Origin of the sequence: Pseudomonas sp. PDM27 (assembly GCF_019219205.1) — a bacterium.
Taxonomy (GTDB): Bacteria; Pseudomonadota; Gammaproteobacteria; order Pseudomonadales; family Pseudomonadaceae; genus Aquipseudomonas; species Aquipseudomonas laurylsulfatiphila.
In genome coordinates this window covers 94049-116978 of record NZ_JAHUWF010000018.1, presented here as the reverse complement: position 1 = coordinate 116978, position 22930 = coordinate 94049, and the positions used below count along the sequence as shown (strand labels likewise).

The following is a 22930-nucleotide window of genomic DNA, read 5'->3' as shown; positions in this document are numbered from 1 at the left end:
CAAACCTTCATCGGCATCGAAGCGCGCGTGGCAGCAGGCAATCCGCGCAGGCTCGACTACAAATGTAGCCGGTTTGCACGGCTACGCCGCCACATGGCTGGGGAAGGAGACAGACGCCCCAGCATCTGCGCGCAAAAATGGAAAGCCTTATATGGACGACGCCATGAAAGCGATTATTGAGCTATACCCGCTAATTCCCCCATTGCAGTTCTTCAACTCAGGAGTTTGGCAATGAAGCTCAAGACCTCTCTGGCAGCACTTATGGTGGCGGCAAGCCTTTTCGGCTGCGCCACTTCCTCGCACCACGGCGTGAACGTCAACCTGGTCGCCACCCGGCAAAACGCCGGTCAGATCGGCACCGTCACCTTGACCGACTGGGACAAGAAAACCGGGCTCAGTTTCTTCATCAGCGGTGTTCCGACCGGGGGTACACTGCCCCTGCGCCTTTACTCGTTCATCAATAACGGCACCTGCGAGCAACCCGGGTCAGTCGCCTACGCGATGAACGACACCGTCAACACCGAACGCCAACCCATACGCGGCTGGTCCTTTACCCGAACCGCGCCCGTGCCGTTGCAAACCCTGGTTGACGGCAAATATTCGGTGGTCGTGCGAACGGCTCCGACCGATGGCAACGTCGATATCTTTTGCGGGGACATCAAGGCGACAGAGCCGGTGAAATAGCCCCGGCCAGTGCCGGCCAGCCCACGCCCCGGTACCGCTCGTGCCACCGGTTGTCCGGTGCGGGCGGTGGCGTCGGGTGATCTAAAACGGAGCTAGCAGCAACAATCGGTAACAAACCTGTCATTACTCACTGATAACGTCCTGACGCTTTCCCGAACCGCATCCGCTCGATCTCCGATCGCCCGTTCCCCTGTACCAGGGCTTTGCCCATCCGCTCAAGGTGACACTTCAGGTGTACGCAAGCACAACGCGCAAGCAAATCATCATCAGGTCCAACGACATGAGCTGCGACGACTTCGGCGCGTTGTTCTCGAACCTGTTCGGCAACCTGTATGCCGACTCCCCGCCACCGCCGAAAAACGTCATCATCGGCGGGGTCTACGGCCGGCACGAAGGTGTCAGTTTTCGGCGCATGCACTATCGCGGCGACTTCACCGTGGATTTTCCCGCGCCCCTGGATGAAATCACTTTCGTCATTCCTACCGCCGGCAAGATCATCTTCAACCACGTCACCCAGTCGGTTGGTTTCGCGCAGATCGGCCTGGCGATCGACAAGGCCGAGGTACGCTCGGCGCGCTTTGTCGATAACCACGCACAGCACGGGATATCGATCAGCCGTCGGCTGATCACCGAGCGCCTGTCGACGCTGCTGGGCAAACCCATCCTGCAAAAGGTGCAGTTCGAACCGGTGGTGGATCTGAAGGCATCGGCCTTGCAGGGCATCAGGGCATTGATCGACCTGGCCACGGGCAGCGAGTTCGACCTGCTGATCAACAGCGGTTCGCTGATGCCTTCGCGCCTTCGCGAAATGCTGGTCGATGCGGTGCTGGAAACCTGGCCGCACAACTTCACCGAGGCCCTCCGGCGCCCTTCTCCACTGATAGCGCCACGGCATGTGAAGCTGGCGGTCGAGTACATCCAGGCGCACCCCGACCACCTGGCCAGCGGCACGGAGCTGGCGCAACTGACCCATGTCAGCCTGCGCGCCTTGCAGGAGGGTTTTCAGCGTTTCATGGGCACTTCGATCGTTGCCTATCAGCGCCAGGTACGCCTGGAGCGCGCCTTTGCCGCGCTGTCCCAGGGGGCGGCGCCGTCGGTGACAGACGTGGCCTTGCAATACGGCTTCAGCAACGTCGGGCGGTTTTGCCAGTATTTCCAGAGCGCCTACGGCATCAGTCCAGCAGACGTGAGAAAGGGTGTGCGAGCGCGGCCGATGGATTCAGCAATGCTCTGAACCCTCGGGGATTCAGGTATGGCAATGAACCCATGTGGGAGCGAGCCTGCTCGCGATGGCGGTGCGTCAGTCACCCTGATGTTGAATGTGACGACGTATTCGCGAGCAGGCTCGCTCCCACATTGATCTCCAGTGAATGGCTTCCCGTCAGAACAGATAGCTGGCCTTCAGCCCGCCATTGAAGCCGTGGCTGTCGCCGCCACCGCTGGCGCCGATTTCCGCACCCACGCTCCATGGCCCAAGGTTGGCCATGACGTTGACGCCACCGGTGAACTGGTCACGGTTGTCGAAGGCGGCCTGTTGCTCGATGTCCAGGCCCAGCAGGTGCCCTTCGCTGTCGACTTCAGCGTCGCCCAGCACATGCTCGTAGCCCACTTGCACCCCCGGCACCAGTTGCCAGGCGCCCAGGTTGACCGGTGCAAAGGAGGCGTTGAGGTTGGCCACCGCGCTCTTGCGGGTCTCGTGGATACCTTCGACGTCCAGCGCCAGCTCACTGCCTTTTTCCTGGAAGCCCGACAGATTGACGTGACTGATCCGCACACCGAGGCTTGGCTCGAGGGTCACGCCGTTCACCGGAACACGGTAGCCCACGGCCAGGGTCGCGCCGGTGAGGTTGCCATGGCTGTCGCCCTTGGCGGTGCCCAGGCCGCCGCCGAGTTCGCGCTTGCTCTCGTAATCGAGATAACCGGCACTGGCATCAGCATCCACAAACAGGCCGCGCTCCAGACCGTTCGGTGCAAAGCGGGCACCCACGCTGAAGAAGGTCAGGTCGGTATCGGCCTCGCCACCGGCGCCACCGACATTGCCGCGGCTGTAGCCGAAGCCGGCATGGGCGCTGAGCTGTTCGGAAAAGCGCTGGGTCAGGCCGATCATTATGCCCTGGCTATGCTCGTTGCTGCTGGAGGCCTGCGAGGAGCCGTCGGTGCCCAGATACCCCGCCAGCGCGGTGCTCCACAGGCGATATTGCCCGGTCTTGAGGTCGGTACCACTGGTGTAGGGCGCAGCGGCCTGGTCGATCATCGCGCCCTGGCGCAGCAGATAACTGGCAGCGTCGGCATGCACCTGGCCGCCAACGGTGGACTCGACGCCGCCGAGGCTGCGCGCATCGATGGCCGATTGCAGGTAGTAGTTGTAGGCGCTGTAGGTGCCCGACAGGTTGCTGTTCTGCAGTTGTTGCAACAACTGCGCACCGGCCGCGGCGTTGCCGGCCAGGTCCGCCGCGCCAGGCAGGCTGTTGTAGAACACCATCTTGCCGCGCAGTACGTAAATGGTTTCCTGGGACAGGCCGAGGCCTTGCTTGAGGTAGTTGTCCATGGTGCCGTACTGCGCGGTCACCTGGTCCAGGCCGGCTTGCAGGTAGCTGGCCTCCACACCGATCAGCGGCCCATAGATGGTCGCCATGCCGGGCGGCATCGCCGCCAGGGTCGCCCTGATACGCGCGGCGGTGTAGTCGTTGGTGGCCAGGTAGTTGCTCATGATGGTGGCATCGTCGACCCCGGCGATGCTTTGCAGCACGGCGGCGGTCCAGCCCGTGCGGTCCTTGCCGGCGGTGCAATGGAACAGCGCGGCACCGTCGACCGAGGCCAGTTCATTGAACAGCTGGTTGAACTCGCTGCGCATGCCCGCGTTCCTGACGAAATCACGGTTGGTGTCCTGCATCATCGCGGTGGCTTCAGCGGCGCTATGGAACGCGACGTTGGTGACGTTGGCGCCAGACGTGGAGCCGCCGATGATGTCGATGTTGCTGTAGGTCGCGCCCGTGAGCATCGTGTCGGGCGTGGCGGCGATCTCGGTGGGCGTGCGCAGGTCGTAGACCGCCTTGATGCCCAGGCCGTTGAGGGTCGCCAGGTCCGCCGCCGACGGGGTCAGCGCATTGGAGCGGTAAAACACCCCGCCCCGCATCGTGCCGTCGTTGGCGGTGGTGTATGCCGTGGTGAGACCGGCGACATCACGGAAATTGTCGATGCTCTTCAGGCGTGGGGTGTTGAGGGGAACAGTCTCGGCCGCCTGGGCGGCAGCGATGGACAGGCTCAAAACAGACAGCGAACACACAAGTCGTTGGAACACAGGGCAGCCTCATTGGAATCACGTTGGGCTGACCAATATCTACATTGCATTGACGCTGAACATGACAAATCGCCTGCAAACGCAAATCACTGCGCGATGTGTCCGGGTGGCTCGTTTTCTGTCCGTGCGTGGCCCGGTGTGCGGCCAGCTTCAGTGCCGAAAACCCATGACAGGCCAGGTGGGAAACGTGCGGCGCAATGTCCGGCGATCAAATGCCAGACGCAAAAAACCCGCCTTTCAGCGGGTTTTTGGCTTTTCTGAAACGGCTCGCTACTGCTGTGAACTCAATGGGTTTTTTTCGAGGTCGACAGCCCGGCTTTACTCAGGCCTTTGGTGTTGTGCTCACCCGGCGTCGAGGCCGAAATAGCCCTGGCCTTGGAGATGCCGCGAGTATCCTTGGAGTGGGCGATGCCTGAGGTCGTGGTGCCGTGACCGTTGTCATCGTTGCGCTCACTGCCGTAGTGGTTGCCGCTCAGGCCATGGTCGCGCACGGATTTGCCAGCGTGGTCGCTGTCCAGCCCGTTGCCGCGGCCGTTACTGCCGGAGTGGCCTGTGCCGGCGTGTCCGCCACCCATGCCGCCGCCGTGGCCTGCGCCGTTTCCGCCGCCGTGGCCTCCACCGTTTCCGCCGCCATTACCACCGCCGTTTCCACCGCCGCCGCCACCACCGTTTCCACCGCCACCGCCACCGCCGTCCTTCGCGTAGGCGGAACCCATGATCGACAGGCCATCAGGCAGCAAAGGGGCGGCTGCAAGCATCATGGCGCATGACATTACAGCAACGAGACTCTTGTTTTTGAAAAGCATGATTGCTTCCGTAGGTGGTTGATATCGCGTGACGTATGACGCGATATCCCTCAAACAGTTCCAGCCCGACGACAGGCGGCTGGAAGTTCCTTCACACATCAATCGAACACACCGTTGAGAATTTCATAAACGAGCCCGGTGGCCAACGCGACCAGGATCAGATCCGTGCCGACTTGCTGCCATTCGTAACCGTCATAGTGGGGCAACCTGCCGACCAGCCGGCCATCCAGTTTTTTGGCAATGCCCGGTGGAAGCGGCTTGCCTCGGGCAAGGTTCTTTTGAATACCCGGTGGCAAGGCAGGCCCGGGGCTCCAGTAGCCCGTGCTGGCGCCAATGATCTCGAGCACGCTGCTGCGATTGATGCTGGGACCATGACTCCAATCCCCGCCGCCGGAATTCTTGTTCTTGTTGCCATGACTGCCCTGGTTGCCCTGGTTGCCATGGCTGGCCTTGTTGTTGCCCTGGCCGTTTCCTGGATCAGCCAGTGCAGACACTGAGCCGCCGACCAGGGCCAGGCAGGTGATTGCTGCAATCAACGATCGAGATTTGATCATGAGTCGTTCCTTCATAGTGGGAATGTTCCCTAAAATTTAGACGCCATTTTCGATGTTGGTTCCATCGAGTCATCGAACGCAACTATCCGCTCACCCCGCTTGATACGTCGCAGATACTTCAATGCATGGCGCTGTTTCCCGATTGTTACCTCAGCGCCGCAGTTGTCACTTCTGCGCCGCCGAACGGGCCAATAAAGTATGGCCGTCGGTGTGGAACAGGCTCGTCGACTTGTCGGCCCGCGCAAGCACCGATCCCCCCATCACGGAAGAGGTGAATCATGAGTTTCGTCAAAGTGGAAAAAAACCAGAGCAGCGCCCCGTCGGATGCCGACATGAAAAAAGCCATGGTCGAGTCGGGCGGCCAGCCGGGCGAGGTCACCGGGAACAATGCCGCCCGCACCCTGACCTACACCGGCGTGGTCAACCACACGGTGTACGAGAACAAGCTGATCGAGATCGCCAAGGGCAAACGCACCAGTTGGAACTTCGTCTGGGCCGATGCCCGGGCCGCCTGAGGTCAAGGCGGGGCGGCCAATCGGCTGCCCCGCTGACCCGACCCCTGATACAACCCCGATACCCGCTTGTAACACCAAGACACTTAGCCGCCCTGCCCCTCGACCCTAGAGTGAAGCCGTCAATGCACTGCAGCGCCAAGCGCCAGCAGCCCATTGTTTGCCCAACACACCACCAAGGAAGAGGGAAACCATGAGCAAGTCAATCGCTGTCAGCCAACAGAGCCAGCAGCTTCACAATGATGTGCAAGAAGCCGTCAAGTCGATCATGGGTGCAACGCAACTGAAGGCGTCGGATTACGGCCGGGTACTGAGGTCGGCCCTGGCGGCTTCGCAAAAAACCGTCACCATCGAAATCGCCGCCGGCGACCTGGCGCAGCTGAAGAAGTCCGGCTACAAGCTGTGCTTTGCCAAGAAGGTGGGTGACGCCGACTACAACGTGGTCTGGCAGTCCTATAACGCTTACCTGAGCAACAACGAGTTCAGCTGGACGCCGCAATATCAGCTGTTCGCCTCCAACGTGTTCAGGGAAAACGTGCAAGTCAAAGTCTCGACCAACATCATCAACATTGGCCTGGGGCAAACCTCGACACTTGATGAACACGGCCTGCTGAGCCCGGCGGTAACCGGTGGCCCGAACATTTCCCTGACTTTCGTGAACGACTACGCGCCGATTCATCCGGGGGTCAACCAGTTGTCCACCGGCATTGATGGCAATCAGGTCAGTACGCCAATCTACGTGGCCGTAAACCAGGTCGTCACCGGCAGTACCGCGCTGACGCCGGTGGAGACCATCCTCGTGTGGTTCGAACAGAACGTACAGACCAGCACCATGTTCAGTACCTCACGCTCCAAGGCGATCGAAATCGACCTGACGTTCGATAACACCGCAGCTCGCCTTTACGAAGGCGGTCAGTGGAAAACCGTGTAACCGTCATACCGGGGCAACCTTGCGGTTGCCCTTTCATTTCTCTTTACCCGCCGTGGCGAAGTAGCCCGTCAGCGAGCGACAGATCGACTGCGCGAGGTCCTCCTGGGTGGCGATGCCATAGGGTCGATCACGATCGAACTGTGCAGACCAGCGAATCCGCCCCTGCGCCACATCCACCAGGCGCAATGACGCTCGCACCCGCGAAGGCTCGACCCGAACGCTGCCCTCCAGGCAATAGCTGTAACGCCCGCCACGCTTGAAGTCCGCTACCGGCTCGCTGTTGCGTGCCACCCGCATCAACACATGATTGGTCCCGGTCTGCGCCTGCTCGAACGACTCGAACAGGCGGCAACTCAACTCCTCGCACAAGCCCCGGGCAAAGTCATTGCCATCGCGGGTGAGGCAGGTAAACGGCTGGATCTGGACCACAGGATGGCGAGTGCCGACGCCCTTGGGCCGCAGCCGCTGATAGGTCAAGCGATAACACCCGGGTGGAATGTTGAAGCGCACCGGGTCCTGCTGGCCGTTGCCGGCGTAATGCGCAGCGAGCTTGCGCCGCAAGCGCCCCACCTGCACCCGCACCACCGGATCGTCGCCGGTGCAATACACTGCCGGGTCACGACGAAACACCGCGATGCCGATGGCATGTTCGGTCAGCGGCGTTTTGCACGCCTGAAGGTCGTGCTCGACCAGAAAGCGCAACAGACTGCCCATGCGCCTGGACTTGGCAAACAACGGGCTGACCAGCAATAGCGCCAGCACCCGCTCGATTTCTTCCCGATCGAGCGGCTCGGGAAACCCCGCCGCCGTCGAATCGGCCATGCTCATGATCACCATCGCCTGCCTCCGTGCAGGTTGCCGACAGGAATGGATGTCGCACTCCGTGATTACCCTTGCAGCGTGAGCAGGAACGGGGCTCGGACACTGCAACGACCAAGCTTAGCAGCCGTGTTGATATCGGCAGGCAATTGCGATGATAGCAACCCGCCATCCGACGAACGTTCAATCTTGACGTCTGAAAAACTTGTAGGACTTGCCCCTTTGTGGCGAGGGAGCGTGCTCCCGCCGGGCTGCGAAGCGGCCCTCATCCCTTGCGCCCTCTTGAGCCGAATTTTTCCGTCCTGGAACTTTCCTACAAGCTGATGTCGATATGATGGCGCGCAGTAGCAAATCATTCTGGATCGATCAGCGCCAGGCTGTTCCCTGGCCCCTCAAGGAAGTGTGTAATGAGACTAATCATTGCGATGTTGTTGATGCTGAGCGGCTACGCGTATGCCGGGTGCGAAAACATCAAAGACGATGACCAGCGCAACTATTGCAGGGCCCAGCAAAGTGGCAACGGCTGCGAAAATATCAAAAACGACGACATGAGAAATGCTTGCCGGGCAGAGACAGGCGGCAGTGGTTGCGAAAATATCAAGGACGATGACCGACGTAACTATTGCCGGGCCAAGCAAAGTGGTAACGGGTGCGAAAATATCCATAACGACGACATGAGAAATGCTTGCCGGGCGGAGACAGGCGGCGGCAGTGGTTGCGAAAATATCAAGGACGATGACCAGCGTAACTATTGCCGGGCCAAGCAAAGTGGCAATGGGTGCGAAAATATCCATAACGACGACCTGCGCAACCAGTGCAGGTCCGTGACGCCATGAAAGAGCGGCGTCAAAACGGTCAATCAAGCCCAATTGCGTGATCTTTGGGCACATAAAAAATCCGATGCCTGATTGGGCATCGGATTGTTTATCAACCACGTCTATGCTGTTTCAGCCAGCAGCCGAATCAGGCCTCATCATAATCAGAAGTTCGCCGGCGTATTCGCGCTGATAATCTCCGCCTCATCCGCCCCGATGTTGCGAAACCGATGCGGCAAGGTCGTCGGGAAGTAATAACCATCCCCGGCGTTCAACACGCTCACCTGGCCATCCACGGTCAACTCAACCGTACCCCGTGTTACCAGCCCACACTCCTCGCCTTCGGAATGCACGATCGGCTCTTCGCCCGAGCTTGCGCCCGGTGCGTATTGCTCGCGCAGCAGGCGCATCTGCCGGCTCGGTACGGACGCGCCGATCAGCAGCAGGCGCAGGCCGTGGCGGCCGAGGTCGGGCTGTTCGTTGGCGCGGAAGACGTACTGGTGTTCGCGGGGTGGCTGATCGAAGGTAAAGAAGTCGGCCAGGGACATGGGAATGCCCTCCAGCAGTTTCTTCAGGGAGCTGACGGAAGGACTGACCCGATTCTGTTCGATCAGGGAGATGGTTGCATTGGTGACGCCGCTACGCCGGGCCAGCTCGCGCTGGGACAGTTTGTAGCTTTCGCGTACTAATTTGAGTCGTGAGCCCGTGTCCATGACAGCCTTATGTGCCAACCCGTAGGAGCGAGCTTGCTCGCGATTGCGATTTTAGCCTAAACGTTGATGTTGACTGAACCAGCGCCATCGCGAGCAGGCTCGCTCCTACAGGGATAATGGAGGGGTGGAGTACTGGCGCGTATCACGCCGTTTTCCGGTCCCGGAAACGTGAAAGGCGGCTATTAAATCACGTTTGTTGGTAATGCTCAGCAGGTTCGATAAACGGCTGGAAAAACGACCTGCGAATTGTCACTTTCACTCAACTGAAGAACCTGTGGGAGCGGGCTTGCCCGCGATGGCGGTGTGTCAGGCAACATAAAAGGTGACTGACAGGGCCTCATCGCGGGCAAGCCCGCTCCCACAGGGAACTGCAGTGTTCATGACCTTTTTGGCCGTTGTAAAAAACCGGCGGCACCCTTTGGGGAGATGCCGCCGGCGAGGTAAGGCTTAGATGCCGAAACGGTCGCGCAGCGAGTAGTACACGGCGCCCAGGGCGGTCAGCGGTGCCGAGAAGGTGCGCCCGCCGATCATCGGCATGTGCGGCAACGAGGCAAACGCGTCGAAACGCTCGGCGTCGCCACGGATCATTTCCGAGATCAGTTTGCCGGCCAGGTGCGAGCAGGTGACGCCGTGGCCGCTGTAGCCCTGCATGTAGTAGGCGTTTTTCTCGATACGACCGAATTGCGGCATGCGCGACATGGTCAGCAGGAAGTTGCCGGTCCAGCGGTAGTCGATCTTCACGTCCTTCAACTGCGGGAAGGTCTTGAGGATTTTCGGGCGAATCAGTTGCTCGATGTCGTCCGGTTCACGCGCACCGTAGACCACGCCACCGCCGTAAAGCAGGCGGTTGTCCGCGGTCAGGCGGTAGTAGTCGAGCAGGTAGTTGCAGTCTTCGACGCAGTAGTTGTTCTTGATCAGGCTGCGGGCCTGCTTTTCCGACAACGGTTCGGTGACGACGATCTGCGAACCGCACGGCATGCTCTTGCTGGTCACGCGGTTGTCCAGACCCTGCGGCAGGTAGGCGTTACCGGCGATCAGCAGGTACTTGGCCTTCACCACGCCCTTGGCAGTGCGCACGGTGATCGGCTCGCCGTAGGTGATTTCCACCGCCGCCGATTGCTCGTAGATCTTGCCGCCCAGGCCGATGATCGCCGAGGCTTCGCCGAGGGCCAGGTTCAGCGGGTGAATGTGACCGCCCTGCATGTCCAGCAGGCCGCCGACGTACGCATCGGAACCCACTTCGCGCTTGATGTCGGCTTCGCCAAGCAGTGTCAGGTTCTTGTTGCCGTAACGTTCCCAGCTCTTCTTCTGCTCGGCCAGGCCCTTGAGTTGCTTCTTGTTCATCGCCGCGAAGATGCCGCCGGGACGGTAATCGCACTGGATGTCGTAGTGCTGTATGCGCTGACGAATGATGTCGGCGCCTTCGAAAATCATGCTGCCGAGCACTTCGGCGGTCTTGTCGCCGTAGCGCTCTTCGATGACATCGACGTCGCGGCTGTAGGAGTTGACCAGTTGGCCGCCGTTGCGACCGCTGGCGCCAAAGCCGACTTTGGCCGCTTCGAGCACGGTCACGCTGTAGCCCGCTTCGGCGAGGAACAGCGCCGAGGACAGGCCGGTGTAGCCGGCGCCGATCACGCAGACGTCACAGTCCACCGCCCCTTCCAGCACCGGGAAATCGCCGGTGAAGTTGCGGGTGGCGGCGTAGTAGCTGTTTACATGCTGTTGATTAGAAGAGCTGTGTTTCATAGGTTTCTCCGAGGGTCGCCGACAGCGTGTCGGCGGCCGCCGTTTAAAAGGTGTTAGAGCTTGATCCAGGTCGCTTTGAGCTCGGTGTACTTGTCGAACGCGTGCAGCGATTTGTCCCGACCGTTACCCGACTGCTTGTACCCGCCGAACGGCGCGGTCATGTCGCCGCCGTCGTACTGGTTGACCCAGACGCTGCCGGCACGCAAGCCACGGGCGAAGGTGTGGGCCTTGCTCAGGTTGCGGGTCCAGACGCCGGCGGCCAGGCCGAAGATGCTGTCGTTGGCAATCGCCAGGGCTTCTTCAGCAGTGTCGAAGGTGATGACCGACAGCACCGGGCCGAAGATTTCTTCCCGGGCAATGGTCATGGCGTTGGTCACGCCGTCGAAAATCGTCGGTTCCACGTACTGGCCACCGGTGTCTTCGAGGGTGCGGCTGCCGCCGGCGATCAGTTCGGCGCCCTGCTCCTTGCCGATGCCGATGTAGCGCAGCACGTTGTCCAGTTGACGCTGGTCGACGACCGCGCCAACGGTGGTCGCAGGATCGAGCGCGTGGCCCGGCTTCCAGGCTTGCAAGGCTTCCACCAGCAATGGCATGAACTGCTCGCGAATCGAGCGCTCCACCAGCAGGCGCGAACCGGCGGTGCAGACTTCGCCCTGGTTGAAGGCGATGCCGCTGGCCGCTGCCTGTGCTGCCGCGCGCAGATCCGGTGCATCGGCGAACACCACGTTCGCGCTCTTGCCCCCGGCTTCGGCCCAGACGCGTTTCATGTTGCTTTGCCCGGCGTAGATCATCAGCTGCTTGGCAATCGCCGTGGAGCCGGTGAAGGCCAGCACGTCGACATCCATGTGCAATGCCAGCGCCTTGCCCACGGTGTGGCCGTAACCCGGCAGGACGTTGAACACGCCTTTCGGGATGCCGGCATCGAGTGCCAGCTGCGCGATGCGGATCGCGGTCAGCGGCGACTTTTCCGAAGGCTTGAGGATGAACGAGTTGCCCATCGCCAGGGCCGGGGCGAACTTCCAGCTGGCCATGATCAGCGGGAAGTTCCACGGCACGATGGCCGCGACCACGCCGGACGCTTCGCGCGTCACCAGGCCCAGTTGATCGTGGGGCGTGGCGGCGACTTCGTCGTAGATCTTGTCGATGGCTTCGGCGGTCCAGCGGATCGCGTTGGCGGTCGCCGGAATGTCGATGCTCATGGAGTCGCTGATCGGCTTGCCCATGTCGAGGGTTTCGAGCAGGGCCAGTTCTTCCTGGTTCGCCAGGATCAGGTCGGCGAAACGGATCAGGATGCGCTTGCGCTCGGCCGGGGCCAGGTTGGCCCACACACCGGATTCGAAAGTGCGGCGCGCGACGGCGACCGCCGCATTGGCGTCGGCTTCGTCGGTGCTGGCGACGTTCGCCAGGAAACGGCCGTCCACGGGGCTGATGCATTCGAACGTGGTGCCACTGGCGGCCGCGCAGTATTGGCCGTCGATGAAGGCGCGACCTTCAATGGAGAGGGACTGGAAGCGTTGCTCCCAATCGCTGCGAGTGTTTGTCATGGTTGTGACTCGATAAGTGATCGTCGGACTGATGCCATTCGGTCATGGATCAGATTGCCGCAGTACCTGTGGGAGCGAGCTTGCTCGCGATAGCGGTGCAACAGTCACTATTAATGTTGAATGTGACGGCCTCATCGCGAGCAAGCTCGCTCCCACAGGGGACTGGTGGTGTCACAGACTCTGTGTACACCCCCCATCCACGAGGCCGTTAAACGGTATGCAAGTACCAGTTGTACTCAAGGTCGGAGATGGAGTTCTCGAACTCGGCCAGCTCGCTTTCCTTGCACGCCACGAACACATCGATGTACATCGGGTCGATGTAGCGCGCCATGACTTCGCTGTCGTCCAGCTCGCGCAGGGCATCGCGCAGGTTGTTCGGCAGGCTCTGCTCGTTCTGTTCGTAGCTGTTGCCTTCCACCGGGGCGCCCGGCTCGATCTGGTTGGTCAGGCCGTGGTGCACGCCGGCCAATACCGAAGCCATCAGCAGGTACGGGTTGGCGTCGGCACCGGCCACGCGGTGTTCGATGCGCACGGCGTCCTTCGAGCCGGTCGGCACACGCACGGCCACGGTGCGGTTGTCGATGCCCCAGCTCGGCGAGTTCGGCACATAGAACTGTGCGCCGAAACGACGGTACGAGTTGACGTTCGGGCAGAGGAACGCCATCTGCGCCGGCAGGGTCTCGAGCACACCGCCGATCGCGTGTCGCAGCGCGGCGTTCTGCTCGGGATCCTCGCTGGCAAAGATGTTGTTGCCTTCTTTGTCGAGAATCGAAATGTGCACGTGCAGACCGTTGCCCGCCTGGCCCGGGTACGGCTTGGCCATGAAGGTGGTGTCCATCTCGTGGTCGTAGGCGATGTTCTTCACCAGACGCTTGAGCAGGACCGCGTAGTCGCAGGCCTTGATCGGGTCAGCCACGTGATGCAGGTTGACTTCGAATTGCGCCGGGGCGCTTTCCTTGACGATGGCGTCAGCCGGGATGCCCTGCTCTTTAGCGCCTTCGAGGATGTCTTGCAGGCAGTCGACGTATTCGTCGAGGTCGTCGATCAGGTACACCTGGGTCGACATCGGACGCTTGCCGGATACCGGCGAACGTGGCGATTGCGGACGACCGTTCACGTTGTCCTGGTCGATCAGGTAGAACTCCAGTTCGAACGCGGCGCAGATGGTCAGGCCCATGTCGTCGAACTTGCGCACGACATTGGCCAGCACTTCACGCGGGTCGGCGAAGAATGGCTCGCCTTCGAGTTCGTGCATGGTCATCAGCAGTTGCGCAGTCGGGCGCTTCTGCCAGGGTTCAATGCTCAGGGTGCCCGGGATTGGGTAGCAGATCCGGTCGGAGTCGCCGATGTCCAGACCCAGGCCGGTGCTTTCCACCGTGGAGCCATTGATGTCCAGAGCAAACAGAGACGCCGGCAGGTTGATGCCTTTCTCGTAAACCTTATGAAGACTGGTGCGCTCGATGCGCTTGCCGCGCACCACACCGTTCATATCCGCAATCAGAAGGTCGACGTACAAAACCTCAGGATATTTCTTAAGGAATGCGTTTGCTTCGTTGAGTTGAACGGCACGCAGAGGGACCGACATGATGCACCTATTTTTTACTGTTAATTATTATGTTCACCGCCCTTTCACGAGCCCAGTCAATCCGAAAGGCAAAGTGAAGTCAATAGCGAACACCTGGCCTTTCAACGTTTATTTTCGGGCCTCTTAGAAGGACGAGAGTGCCAGATACGCCCTCAAACACGCATAAATCCTGAAGATCGGACGTGCGGCGTTTAGAATTTTTTACATGAGAGTTGTTAATTAAAATCAACAAGGCTAAGCTCCAGAAAAGCTCGTTCAAGTGTGAAACTTCGAGGTGATAAAAATGGCATTCAAGCCATTGATCGGCGTTACTGCGTGCGTCAAACAGATTGGCCTGCACCCCTACCACATCAGCGGCGACAAGTACTTGCGTGCTGTCAGCGTTGCAGCGCTGGGGCTGCCTGTCGTTATTCCTTCCTTAGGCGAACTGACCGAAATCGATGACCTGCTGCCGCAGCTCGACGGTCTGTTGCTGACCGGCTCGCCGTCGAACGTGGAACCCTTCCACTATCAAGGCCCCGACAGCGCCCCCGGCACGGAGCACGATCCGCAACGGGACCGCACCACCCTGCCACTGATCCGCGCAGCCATCGCTGCCGGCGTTCCGGTGCTCGGCATCTGCCGCGGCTTCCAGGAAATGAACGTGGCGTTCGGTGGCAGCCTGCATCAGAAAGTCCATGAACTTCCCGGCTTCCTCGACCACCGCGAGGCCAACCACCCGGACCTGGCCGTGCAATACGCTCCCGCCCATGCGGTGAATGTGCAGCCCGGTGGCGTGTTCGAAGCCCTGGACCTGCCACCGGTGTTCCAGGTCAATTCGATTCACAGCCAGGGCATCGACCGCCTCGCGCCCGGCCTGCGTGCCGAAGCCGTCGCACCCGATGGCCTGATCGAGGCGATCTCGGTCGAGCACAGCCAGGCCTTCGCCCTCGGCGTGCAATGGCACCCGGAATGGCAGGTTCTGAACAACCCGCCTTACTTGAGTATTTTCCAGGCGTTCGGCGAAGCCTGCCGGCAACGGGCGGCGCTGCGTCACTCGAGCTGACGACCCGGCACCCACATTCAACGATTGACTGCCCAACGCGAGCGGGCGGGCGGGCGCTTTTGCGCGTCCCGTTCGCGGTAACAACACACTGCAATAACAACAAGTACGACCAGGCAGCCAGGATGGCGGCGCCGAATTAACCCGGAGCGGTATGGGAGAGTTCGATCAACAAACGCAAATCCCTGTGGGAGCGAGCTTGCTCGCGATAGCGGTAGAACAGTCACCATCAATGTTGAATGTGGCTGCCTCATCGCGAGCAAGCTCGCTCCCACAGGGTCTGCGCTCTGACCGAAGTCCCCGATACGGGTTTGCAATCCACTATTAAGCCGGGCCGTGTTGGCCGGGCGACTGAAACCTGTTGGGAGTTTCACATGGCAAACGCCTCCAGCATTTACAGGAAGGCTATTGAAGGTCACCAGGCCCCGAAAAAGGTCCTGGTGAAAGTCGATCGCGTCACCAAGAAATTCGACGAAACCACCGCAGTGGACGATGTGTCCCTGGAAATCCACCAGGGTGAAATCTTCGCCCTGCTCGGTGGTTCCGGCTCCGGCAAATCGACCCTGCTGCGCATGCTTGCCGGTTTCGAGCGCCCGACCGAAGGCCGGATTCTGCTCGACGGTGTCGACATCACCGACATGCCGCCGTACGAACGACCGATCAACATGATGTTCCAGTCCTACGCGCTGTTCCCGCACATGACGGTGGCGCAGAACATCGCCTTCGGCCTCAAGCAGGACCGTTTGCCAGCGGCCGAGATCGAAGCCCGGGTGCAGGAGATGCTGCGCTTGGTGCACATGACCCAGTACGCCAAGCGCAAGCCGCACCAACTGTCCGGCGGCCAGCGTCAGCGCGTGGCCCTGGCCCGTTCCCTGGCCAAGCGTCCGAAGCTGCTGCTGCTCGACGAACCGATGGGCGCCCTGGATAAAAAGCTGCGTTCGCAAATGCAGCTGGAGCTGGTGGAAATCATCGAGCGCGTGGGCGTGACCTGCGTGATGGTGACCCACGACCAGGAAGAGGCCATGACCATGGCCCAGCGCATCGCGATCATGCACCTGGGCTGGATCGCCCAGATCGGCAGCCCGGTCGACATCTATGAAGCACCGGTCAGCCGCATGGTCTGCGAATTCATCGGCAACGTGAACGCCTTCGACGGCACAGTGGTAGAAGACCTGGAAGGTCACGCGATCATCCACAGCCCGGACCTGGAGCAGAAGATCTACGTCGGTCACGGCGTCAGCACCTCGGTGCAGGACAAGTCGATCACCTACGCGATCCGCCCGGAAAAACTGCTGGTCAGTACCGTCAAGCCGGACAACCGCTACAACTGGTCCAGCGGCAAGGTGCATGACATTGCCTACCTCGGCGGCCACTCGGTGTTCTACGTCGAGCTGCCTGGCGGCAAGATCGTCCAGTCGTTCATGGCCAACGCCGAACGCCGTGGTGCCCGTCCGACCTGGGACGATCAGGTCTACGTGTGGTGGGAAGACGACAGCGGCGTGGTACTGCGCGCATGAAAACCTTCAATCAGCAATTTCTGAGACTGGTCCCCAGCGGGCGCAAGTTCGTCATCGGGATTCCATTCATCTGGCTGTTCCTGTTCTTCATGCTGCCGTTCTTCCTGGTGATGAAGATCAGCTTCTCGGAAGCGGCCCTGGCCATTCCGCCCTACTCGGAGATCTACACCTTCGCCGAGCAGAAATTCCAGCTGTTGCTCAACATCGGCAACTACACCTTGCTGGGCCAGGACGAGCTGTACCTTTCGGCTTATCTCGGTTCGTTGAAGGTCGCGCTGTTCAGCACCCTGATGTGCCTGGTGATCGGTTTCCCGATGGCCTACGCCATCACCAAGGCCAGCAAGGAAGCGCAGAACGTGCTGATGCTGCTGATCATGATGCCGACCTGGACCGCGATCCTGATCCGCGTGTATGCGTGGATGGGCATCCTCAGCAACAACGGCCTGCTCAACGGGTTCCTGATGTGGACCGGGCTGACGTCGCACCCGATCGAGATCCTCAACACCAACACGGCTGTTTATATCGGCGTGGTGTATGCGTACCTGCCGTTCATGGTGCTGCCGCTGTACGCCAACCTGGTCAAGCACGACCAGAGCCTGCTGGAAGCCGCATCGGACCTGGGTTCGAGCACCTTCAACAGCTTCTGGAAAATCACCGTGCCGCTGGCCAAGAACGGCATCATCGCCGGCTGCATGCTGGTGTTCATTCCGGTGGTCGGTGAGTTCGTGATTCCGGAACTGCTCGGCGGTCCGGAAACCCTGATGATCGGCCGTGTGTTGTGGCAAGAGTTCTTCAACAACCGCGACTGGCCGGTGGCGTCTGCCCTGGCGGTGGTGATGCTGTTGATCCTGATTGTGCCGATTCTGCTGTTCAACCGCAGTCAGGCCAAAGAGATGGAGGCACGGGGATGAAACGCTTCGGATTTTCAAAGTTCATGCTGATTTTCGGCCTGTCGTTTATCTACCTGCCGATGCTGATCCTGGTGATCTATTCGTTCAACGCCTCGAAGCTGGTGACGGTGTGGGGTGGCTGGTCGTTCAAGTGGTACGCCGGTTTGCTCGACAACTCGCAACTGATGGGCTCGGTGGTACGTTCGCTGGAGATCGCCTGCTACACCGCCATCGCGGCGGTGGCGCTGGGTACCCTGGCGGCGTTCGTGCTGACCCGCGTTACGCGCTTCAAGGGTCGCACCCTGTTCGGTGGCCTGGTCACCGCGCCACTGGTGATGCCTGAAGTGATCACCGGTCTGTCGCTGTTGCTGCTGTTCGTGGCCATGGCGCAGTTGATCGGCTGGCCGATGGAACGCGGCATCGTGACGATCTGGATCGCCCACACCACGTTTTGTGCCGCTTATGTGGCGGTGGTAGTCTCCGCCCGCCTTCGCGAACTGGACCTGTCCATCGAGGAAGCGGCCATGGACCTGGGTGCGAAACCGTTCAAGGTGTTTTTCCTGATCACCATCCCGATGATCGCGCCGTCACTGGCGGCCGGCGGCATGATGTCGTTCGCCCTGTCGCTGGATGACCTGGTGCTGGCGAGCTTCGTCTCCGGCCCGGGTTCCACGACCCTGCCGATGGAAGTGTTCTCGGCGGTACGTCTGGGCGTGAAGCCCGAGATCAACGCCGTGGCCAGCCTGATCCTGTTGGCCGTGTCGATCGTGACCTTCATGGTCTGGTACTTCAGCCGCCGTGCCGAAGCCACCCGCAAACGCGCGATCCAGGAAGCCATGGACCAGACCGCCAGCGAATCCTGGCAACAACCGAAAAAGCAGATGACAGCGGCCACCGCCTGATGCCGCCCCCTGTAGGAGCGAGCTTGCTCGCGATGGACGTTAACGATGACGCGGGCTACCTGAATTAACGCGGCGTCCTTGAGTTTTTCGTCGGATCGCCGCCCGGAGCAAGCTCGCTCCTACAAAGGAGCGCGCAAGCGTTCTAGCCACAAATATTTACCGTGTGATCTTGAATAAAAAAGAAATGGAGTTGTACCGATGAAAATGTTTGGCAGGACTCTGCTGACACTGTCCTTATTGGGCGCGATCGCCACCGGCGCCCAGGCCAATGACAAGGTTCTGCGCGTCTACAACTGGTCGGATTACATTGGCCCGGACACCGTCAAGAAGTTCGAAGACGAGACCGGCATCCAGGTGACCTACGATGTGTTCGACAGCAACGAAACCCTCGAAGCTCGCCTGCTGGCGGGCAAATCCGGCTACGACATCGTCGTGCCGTCCAACAGCTTCCTGGCCAAGCAGATCAAGGCCGGCGTCTACCAGACGCTGGACAAGTCGAAGCTGCCGAACTGGAACAACCTCAATCCGGTGCTGCTGAAAAACGCCTCCGCGAGCGATCCCGACAACGCTCACGCCATCCCGTACATGTGGGGCTCGATCGGCATCGGCTTCAACCCGGCCAAGGTCAAGGAAGTGCTCGGCGCCAATGCCCCGACCAACTCCTGGGACCTGCTGTTCAAACCGGAAAACGCCGAGAAGCTCAAGGCCTGCGGCATCAGCTTCCTCGACTCGCCGACCGAAATGATCCCGACCGCCCTGCACTACCTGGGCTACCCGGTGAACGATCAGGACAAACAGCACATCGCCGAAGCCGAGGCGCTGTTCATGAAGATTCGCCCGAACGTGGCGTACTTCCATTCGTCGAAATACATCTCGGACCTGGCCAACGGCAACATCTGCGTGGCCGTCGGTTACTCCGGCGACGTGCTGCAGGCCAAGGCCCGCGCCCAGGAAGCCGGGGACAAGGTGAAGATCGACTACAGCATCCCGAAAGAAGGCGCCGCCAGTTTCTACGACATGCTCGCGATCCCGCGCGATGCCGCCAACGTCGAGAACGCCTACCTGTTCATGAACTTCCTGATGCGCCCAGACGTGATCGCCGACATCACCAACAACATCGGCTACAGCAACGCCAACGCGGCGGCCACGCCACTGGTCGATGAAGCGATCCGCAACGATCCGGGTTCCTACCCGTCGGAAGCGGTGATGGCCACGCTCTATGCCGTACCGGACCAGCCGATCGCCATCCAGCGAATCATGACCCGAGGCTGGACCAAGGTGAAACTCGGCCAGTAATTCACTCAATTGATTTGCTGAGCCTGACATAGCCATCGCGAGCAAGCTCGCTCCCACAGGTACGGCATGTACCTGTGGGAGCGAGCTTGCTCGCGATGAGGCCAGAACATCCAGCACACATTTCAGCTCTACCCATTTCCGTTCACGCAGCGCCTTACCACCGCTGCCTCTCCTGCAAGTAGAACGGCCTCACCTGGCTCCCTCGGTTCAGGTGAATTTGGCGCCCTCGGGCGCCTTTTTTTATGGGGGGTCTATCAACGGCCATTCGGCCAGCGCCCGATAACGGCCCTTGTGGGATTCGAACAAGGTGAACCGGTCGGCACGCAGGAAGAATTGCGGCGCGGTCGGGGACTCCGGCACCGGCGCCCGATAATCTCGCGCCAAGGTCAGGTGCGGGCGATACTCCCTTGGGGCCTCCTCCAGCCCGAACGGCAACATCGCCTGTTCCAGGGCATACACCAGACGCAGCAATGCCGGGGGCGCCTGCTGTGGCGCGAGCACCAACGCCCCGGCCCTGCGCCATACGTCCAGCCGGTCAAGCTCCACCGTCAAGCGCTCGCCCGGGGTGCGGATGGACGCCGCAGCGGTGCAGAGGTCGGCGATCTGCGCCACGCCCACCGCGCCCAAAAACTTCAGCGTCAGGTGAAAGTTGTCCGCTGGCACCGGTCGTCCGTTGCGCAGTTGCAGCGCGCTGCGCCACTGGGCGATCTCCCGGCGTTGGGCCGGGGCGCAGTCCAGCGCAAAGAACAGCCGCTTGATCGGCTCGCGGGTTTCGTCGTTCATGCCGCACTCCTTGTGGGAAGACTGTCTGAGTGTACTCAACACCCGCCTGCCGGCCAGCGGATTTCTGGCACCGTCCGGCAGGCGCGTTATAGTTCTGGCATCCCAAAACCGGAGGGGGGACCATGCGACAGATCATCAGCAAAGAGCCATGGTGGGCCAGACCGCCCGCGCCAGGTCAGGATGAACTCCAGCTGGAATGGGGCTGGCTGGTGCATTACAGCGAAGGTGAACCGCGCTTCGAGTTCATCCGCGAGCGGCCGACGGACGACGAGATCCGCCAGCGCAAGAGTTGCAGGATCACCCCGACGCCGGAGTGATCCCGCGTCCGGCATCACGCCGTGAGGAGTACTTCAAACCCGCCGTACACCATGCGCTGGCCATCGAAGGGCATCGGATTGACGTCCGGCTTCATGCGCGGGTCCTGCATCATCCTGTCCATCCCGGCATTGCGGGTGGCCTTGTCCGGCCAGATGATCCAGCCAAAGGCAACGGTTTCGCCCTCCTTGAGCTTCACCGACATCGGGAACGAGGTGACCTTGCCTTCCGGGACATCCTCGCCCCAGCATTCGACCACGCTCAAGGCACCGTTTTCCTTGAAGACTGAGGCGGCGATTTCCGCGTGTTTAAGGTATTGCCCACGGTTGGCGGTGGGTACGGCAGCGATAAAACCATCGACATAAGACATGAGTGCTTCTCCTTGGGTCATGGGGTGTTCTGCTGGGTAGTCGGTTGCGCCGGCGTCCAATCGACAGTGCCGGCACTCAAACCGACCGGCGGTGGTGCGCCGCCGCCCAGATTCCCTTCGATCTGTCCCGCCATGTAAAGCGTGCCAGCCATGACGCCGGTGGTCGGGTTCTGCACCAGCTTGATCCAGGCCTTGTCGAAGGTATTGCCCAGACTGCTGCGGATCAGCGCTTCGCTGTCCGGCCTGTCATTGGCCTGAATGATCGCGCGAATGGCGGCCACACCGACGGTAATCAAGCCGCCGGCGAGTCTCCCGGCCGCGGCGGCCACGGCACTGGCGGCCCCGCGCGGGGCCATCTCGGCTTCCATGCGCTGGCTGGCGCGCTTGGCCACCGGCGCCATCGCGGTGTCGGTCGAACCCACGCCCCGGTCACCGCCGGCCTTATGGATTTTGTCGAGCAACGCAGCATAAGCCGGCAATGTGTTCAACGATTCCGTGTGCACGATCTGGTACAACGAGGCGTCCCGCGCCGGCGGCGGCCCGAGGGCAATAGCCGGGATTTTCTGGATGCGCCCGTTGAGCTGGGCCATCGGCACGCCGTGGCGGGTGGAGATTTTCTGCAGCTCTTCCTTGAGGATGTCGACGTAGAATGCCGCTGCCAGGCCAAGAATCGCATCGGGATCGATTTCCGCCGCCACCGGGGCCAGGACCTTCTCCTGGTAGGCCTCGAGCAAGTACGCCGCCAAGCGCTTGGCCGAGGCATCCTGCTCACCCTTGGCGCTGATGGTGTACCAGCTGACCTTCATCGACAACCATTCCTGGGTCCAGTAGCTGCTGAACCACGGAATGAAATTCTCTTCGGTCAGTTCATAGACCCGCGTGCGCCAGTATTCCATGGCGCCACGGGCGTAGATTCGGGTCTGCTCGGTGGCCGACTGCGACGCGGCGACGATCTCCCGGTCCACCTGTTGCCAGGTGCTGGCGGGAACGATGACCGGCGCCACTTCCACCGGCGCACGGGGCGGCGTGGCGCACCCTGCCAGCACCACCAGCACGGCAATGATCAGCGAACGCAGGTTCAAGATGGCGGCTTCCTGAAGTGTGCACCGGGCGGGATGTCCAGCACTCGAAAACCATGATTCAAGTATAGGTTGCGGCATGTGCCTGGCCGACGGTCGGCGGCACTTTTGAGGCCCTCTTCGCGGGCAAGCCCGCTCCCACAGGTTGCGTGTCTTGCCCGGATCATGTGGCAAGCACAAAACATTGTGGGAGCGGGCTTGCTCGCGAAGGGGCCAGAGCAGACAGCACAAAAACCACCATCACTGGCGTCGATATTCACCATCGCCGCGATTGCCTTCCGCTTGCACGCCGTCAGCGTAGGATCGATCCCAAGCCAACACGAAACCCCGAATCGGAGGGAAACCTCATGCTGATCCATCTGCTGACCTGCCTGGCCCTGACGGCGTTCACATTGAGTGTGTTTGCCTGGTACGTCCTGAGCGAGGAGCAAACATCATGATGCACACTGTCTCCCTCGCCGTGCGTTTTCCGCTGTTCGGCAACAATTTCTACGCGCAGAAATTCGAGTCACGTAAAGAGTTGACTCTGCTGTTCGACGAGAAGTTCGAAGCGTTGCTGATCCCCTCAGCCGATCATCACTTCAGCAATGAAGTGGTCGGGCTCAATGATCAGTTCCGCTTTTTGAATGACGTGCTGGCCGAGCATTTGCTGGATGTCGAGCTGGCAAAAGGCTCGGCCCGCGCCTTCGGATTCTGACGGCGACCACCGGTCAGCCAGGCACGGAC

The 22930-nt window shown here is 60.9% G+C and carries 23 protein-coding genes; 11 read left to right on the top strand and 12 right to left on the bottom strand.

The features are described from left to right. The first annotated feature begins 231 nt into the window (after positions 1 to 231). Together KW838_RS28040 and KW838_RS28035 are read left to right on the top strand one after the other, a co-directional pair. A complete protein-coding gene (locus KW838_RS28040; RefSeq protein ID WP_007976006.1) occupies positions 232 to 684 on the top strand; it encodes a hypothetical protein in 453 nt (150 codons plus the stop codon). Positions 685 to 964: 280 nt separating this feature from the next. After that, entirely contained in the window at positions 965 to 1918 is a 954-nt protein-coding gene (locus KW838_RS28035) for an AraC family transcriptional regulator (RefSeq protein WP_256358992.1), read from the top strand. 147 nt (positions 1919 to 2065) lie between these two features. Here KW838_RS28035 and KW838_RS28030 read toward each other — a convergent pair whose 3' ends face one another. The 3 genes from KW838_RS28030 to KW838_RS28020 all read right to left on the bottom strand — a co-directional run bounded on the left by KW838_RS28030 (position 2066) and on the right by KW838_RS28020 (position 5345). Further along, entirely contained in the window at positions 2066 to 3985 is a 1920-nt protein-coding gene (locus KW838_RS28030; protein ID WP_218504229.1) for a tyrosine-protein phosphatase, read from the bottom strand. A gap of 284 nt (positions 3986 to 4269) precedes the next feature. After that, on the bottom strand, positions 4270 to 4791 hold the full coding sequence (locus KW838_RS28025) for a hypothetical protein (RefSeq protein WP_218504228.1): 522 nt from the start codon (positions 4789 to 4791) through the stop codon (positions 4270 to 4272). A gap of 98 nt (positions 4792 to 4889) precedes the next feature. After that, entirely contained in the window at positions 4890 to 5345 is a 456-nt protein-coding gene (locus tag KW838_RS28020) for an anti-virulence regulator CigR family protein (protein WP_218504227.1), read from the bottom strand. 278 nt (positions 5346 to 5623) lie between these two features. Here KW838_RS28020 and KW838_RS28015 point away from each other — a divergent pair, with 278 nt between their 5' ends. Both KW838_RS28015 and KW838_RS28010 read left to right on the top strand, forming a co-directional pair. Continuing rightward, positions 5624 to 5860, top strand: coding sequence for a hypothetical protein (locus tag KW838_RS28015; RefSeq protein WP_218504226.1), 237 nt, complete (start codon positions 5624 to 5626; stop codon positions 5858 to 5860). Positions 5861 to 6050: 190 nt separating this feature from the next. Next, the gene (locus KW838_RS28010; protein ID WP_218504225.1) at positions 6051 to 6788 is read left to right on the top strand and encodes a hypothetical protein; all 738 of its coding nucleotides are present in this window, start codon (positions 6051 to 6053) and stop codon (positions 6786 to 6788) included. A 33-nt stretch (positions 6789 to 6821) separates the two neighbouring features. Here KW838_RS28010 and KW838_RS28005 read toward each other — a convergent pair whose 3' ends face one another. The 6 genes from KW838_RS28005 to KW838_RS27980 form a co-directional block, all read right to left on the bottom strand. After that, positions 6822 to 7625 carry a hypothetical protein gene (locus KW838_RS28005; protein ID WP_218504224.1) on the bottom strand — a complete coding sequence of 268 codons (804 nt, stop codon included), beginning with the start codon at positions 7623 to 7625 and terminating at the stop codon, positions 6822 to 6824. A gap of 395 nt (positions 7626 to 8020) precedes the next feature. Continuing rightward, positions 8021 to 8542 carry a hypothetical protein gene (locus KW838_RS30035; RefSeq protein WP_218504223.1) on the bottom strand — a complete coding sequence of 174 codons (522 nt, stop codon included), beginning with the start codon at positions 8540 to 8542 and terminating at the stop codon, positions 8021 to 8023. A 44-nt stretch (positions 8543 to 8586) separates the two neighbouring features. Next, complete coding sequence (locus KW838_RS27995; RefSeq protein ID WP_007975263.1) at positions 8587 to 9135, bottom strand: cupin domain-containing protein; 549 nt, start codon at positions 9133 to 9135, stop codon at positions 8587 to 8589. A 447-nt stretch (positions 9136 to 9582) separates the two neighbouring features. Next, on the bottom strand, positions 9583 to 10881 hold the full coding sequence (locus KW838_RS27990) for an FAD-binding oxidoreductase (protein WP_102701227.1): 1299 nt from the start codon (positions 10879 to 10881) through the stop codon (positions 9583 to 9585). A gap of 53 nt (positions 10882 to 10934) precedes the next feature. Continuing rightward, on the bottom strand, positions 10935 to 12425 hold the full coding sequence (locus KW838_RS27985) for an aldehyde dehydrogenase (protein WP_218504222.1): 1491 nt from the start codon (positions 12423 to 12425) through the stop codon (positions 10935 to 10937). 208 nt (positions 12426 to 12633) lie between these two features. Next, a complete protein-coding gene (locus KW838_RS27980) occupies positions 12634 to 14010 on the bottom strand; it encodes a glutamine synthetase family protein (RefSeq protein ID WP_102701225.1) in 1377 nt (458 codons plus the stop codon). A 283-nt stretch (positions 14011 to 14293) separates the two neighbouring features. On the opposite strand from KW838_RS27980, the gene KW838_RS27975 reads away from it, so the two are divergent. The 5 genes from KW838_RS27975 to KW838_RS27955 all read left to right on the top strand — a co-directional run bounded on the left by KW838_RS27975 (position 14294) and on the right by KW838_RS27955 (position 19657). Next, on the top strand, positions 14294 to 15055 hold the full coding sequence (locus KW838_RS27975) for a gamma-glutamyl-gamma-aminobutyrate hydrolase family protein (RefSeq protein ID WP_102701224.1): 762 nt from the start codon (positions 14294 to 14296) through the stop codon (positions 15053 to 15055). 371 nt (positions 15056 to 15426) lie between these two features. Beyond that, on the top strand, positions 15427 to 16569 hold the full coding sequence (potA, locus tag KW838_RS27970; protein ID WP_007982155.1) for a polyamine ABC transporter ATP-binding protein: 1143 nt from the start codon (positions 15427 to 15429) through the stop codon (positions 16567 to 16569). Then, on the top strand, positions 16566 to 17480 hold the full coding sequence (locus KW838_RS27965; protein WP_102701223.1) for an ABC transporter permease subunit: 915 nt from the start codon (positions 16566 to 16568) through the stop codon (positions 17478 to 17480). The genes potA and KW838_RS27965 overlap by 4 nt, the downstream gene beginning before the upstream one ends. Further along, positions 17477 to 18361 (top strand): ABC transporter permease subunit, encoded by an 885-nt coding sequence (locus KW838_RS27960; RefSeq protein ID WP_218504221.1) that lies wholly within the window; start codon positions 17477 to 17479, stop codon positions 18359 to 18361. Before KW838_RS27965 ends, KW838_RS27960 begins: the two co-directional genes overlap by 4 nt. Before the next feature lie 198 nt (positions 18362 to 18559). Continuing rightward, on the top strand, positions 18560 to 19657 hold the full coding sequence (locus KW838_RS27955; protein WP_218504220.1) for a polyamine ABC transporter substrate-binding protein: 1098 nt from the start codon (positions 18560 to 18562) through the stop codon (positions 19655 to 19657). A 240-nt stretch (positions 19658 to 19897) separates the two neighbouring features. On the opposite strand, the gene thpR is transcribed toward KW838_RS27955, so the two are convergent. Continuing rightward, a complete protein-coding gene (thpR, locus tag KW838_RS27950; RefSeq protein ID WP_218504219.1) occupies positions 19898 to 20440 on the bottom strand; it encodes an RNA 2',3'-cyclic phosphodiesterase in 543 nt (180 codons plus the stop codon). Positions 20441 to 20562: 122 nt separating this feature from the next. Here thpR and KW838_RS27945 point away from each other — a divergent pair, with 122 nt between their 5' ends. Then, positions 20563 to 20757 carry a hypothetical protein gene (locus KW838_RS27945; RefSeq protein ID WP_095967791.1) on the top strand — a complete coding sequence of 65 codons (195 nt, stop codon included), beginning with the start codon at positions 20563 to 20565 and terminating at the stop codon, positions 20755 to 20757. A 14-nt stretch (positions 20758 to 20771) separates the two neighbouring features. Here the strand turns inward: KW838_RS27945 and KW838_RS27940 are convergent, their stop codons facing one another. Both KW838_RS27940 and KW838_RS27935 read right to left on the bottom strand, forming a co-directional pair. Further along, positions 20772 to 21125, bottom strand: coding sequence for a DUF1428 domain-containing protein (locus KW838_RS27940; protein WP_102701220.1), 354 nt, complete (start codon positions 21123 to 21125; stop codon positions 20772 to 20774). A 17-nt stretch (positions 21126 to 21142) separates the two neighbouring features. Next, entirely contained in the window at positions 21143 to 22207 is a 1065-nt protein-coding gene (locus tag KW838_RS27935) for a hypothetical protein (RefSeq protein ID WP_218504218.1), read from the bottom strand. 433 nt (positions 22208 to 22640) lie between these two features. Between KW838_RS27935 and KW838_RS27930 the strand changes: the two genes are divergently transcribed. Beyond that, on the top strand, positions 22641 to 22901 hold the full coding sequence (locus KW838_RS27930) for a hypothetical protein (protein WP_218504217.1): 261 nt from the start codon (positions 22641 to 22643) through the stop codon (positions 22899 to 22901). Positions 22902 to 22930: the final 29 nt, after the last annotated feature.